Origin of the sequence: Kribbella capetownensis, from assembly GCF_004331485.1 — a bacterium.
Classification (GTDB): Bacteria; Actinomycetota; Actinomycetes; order Propionibacteriales; family Kribbellaceae; genus Kribbella; species Kribbella capetownensis.
Window position 1 is genome coordinate 1 of the sequence record NZ_SJKD01000024.1, and the last position, 1458, is coordinate 1458.

1 protein-coding gene is annotated in these 1458 nt (G+C 66.7%); it reads left to right on the forward strand.

Annotated elements, in window-relative coordinates:
• Positions 1 to 218 precede the first annotated feature (218 nt).
• Positions 219 to 1439: an IS110 family RNA-guided transposase gene (locus E0H75_RS42775; RefSeq protein ID WP_131519471.1), complete on the forward strand. Its 1221-nt coding sequence runs from the start codon at positions 219 to 221 to the stop codon at positions 1437 to 1439.
• Positions 1440 to 1458 lie beyond the last annotated feature (19 nt).

Here is a 1458-nt window from a genome sequence, read left to right on the forward strand (position 1 = left end):
GCCCTACCTTTCAGTCGTGGCTTTGACGTGATAGATCGAAGCCATGTGCGAGCAGGGCGGGTATGGCTTTCATGCTGGCTGTCTCTCAATGGCTCGGGGTGCTTGGCCGCCCGTCCTGCCGCTCCTTCTGGACCGCTGATCAGGCTCTGCGAACCATCGCTGTGTAGGGCGAGGACGGCAGGAAGGAGTCGCACGCCCAGCCGAGCGGAGGGAGTGCAGTGAACGCGTTGACCGTCGGAGTCGACATCGCCAAGGAGTTCCATTGGGTGGTGGCCACCGTGCCGCATCCCGACACCGGTAAGGCCCGTCAGGCGCTGAGCCGCAAAGTCGACAACACCCCCGGCGACATCGCTGCGCTGCTGGCCGAAATCGCCGAGCTGGAAGCCGACTACGGCCGGGCCGTGATCGGGCTCGACATTCTCGGAGGGATCGCACGACTGCTCGAAGTGATGGTGATCCAGGCCGGGATCGAACTGCGCCACGTGTCCGGACTGGCAGTAAAGACGGCCCGCCGCGCGACCCGAGGCGGAGAGCACAAAAGCGACCCCAGGGACGCCCGGGTAATCGCCGACCTGGTCCGCACGCGCGACGACCTGCGAGTCGTCGATGCCAGCGACAGCGACAACATCGAACTGTCGCTGCTGGTCAGTCGCCGCCATGACCTGGTCGAGGACCAGACCCGCACTATCAACCGGATGCTCGACCTGTTGTGCTCGATTCATCCCGGCCTGGAGCGCGTCATTAACGCCCGCAACAAGGTCGATCTCGCGCTGCTGGCCCGCTACGTCACTCCGGCCGAGATCCGTCGCGCGGGCCGCGCCCGCATTCTCGCCTACCTCAAGAAAACCGGCCGTCACAACGGCCCCGTGCTGGAACGCCTCGTCGCCGGCGCTCTGCAAGCAGCGACCGACCAGCAGCACGTCCGCGTCCCCGGCGAGGACACTGCTGCGGCGATCATCAAAGACCTCGCCATCGAACTGCTCGCGCTGCGGACCCGGCTGTCTGACACTGATCAGCGCATCGCCGAACTGCTCACCGACCACCCTGACGCGGCCCTCATCCGAAGCCTGCCCGGAATGGGGGCCGTTCTGACTGCCGAGTTCCTCGCGGTGGCAGGCCGCCTCACCAGGTTCGCCTCCGGCGACCAGCTCGCCTCCGCCGCCGGCGTCGCACCCGCCCTTCAGCAATCCGGCAAAGTCCGCTACCTGCAACGCTCCACCGGCGGCGACCGCGTCCTCAAACGCGTCTTCTACCAAGCCGCGTTCTGCGCGCTCCAACGCGACCCCACCAGCCGCGCCTACTACGACCGCAAACGCGCCGAAGGCAAAACCCACCACCAAGCCGTCATCGCCCTGGCCCGCAGACGCGTCAACGTCCTCCACGCCATACTCCGCACCCGCACCCCCTACGAGGCCCGCCAAAGACTCACCGCCGCTTGACTCACACATCAGGCTGCAC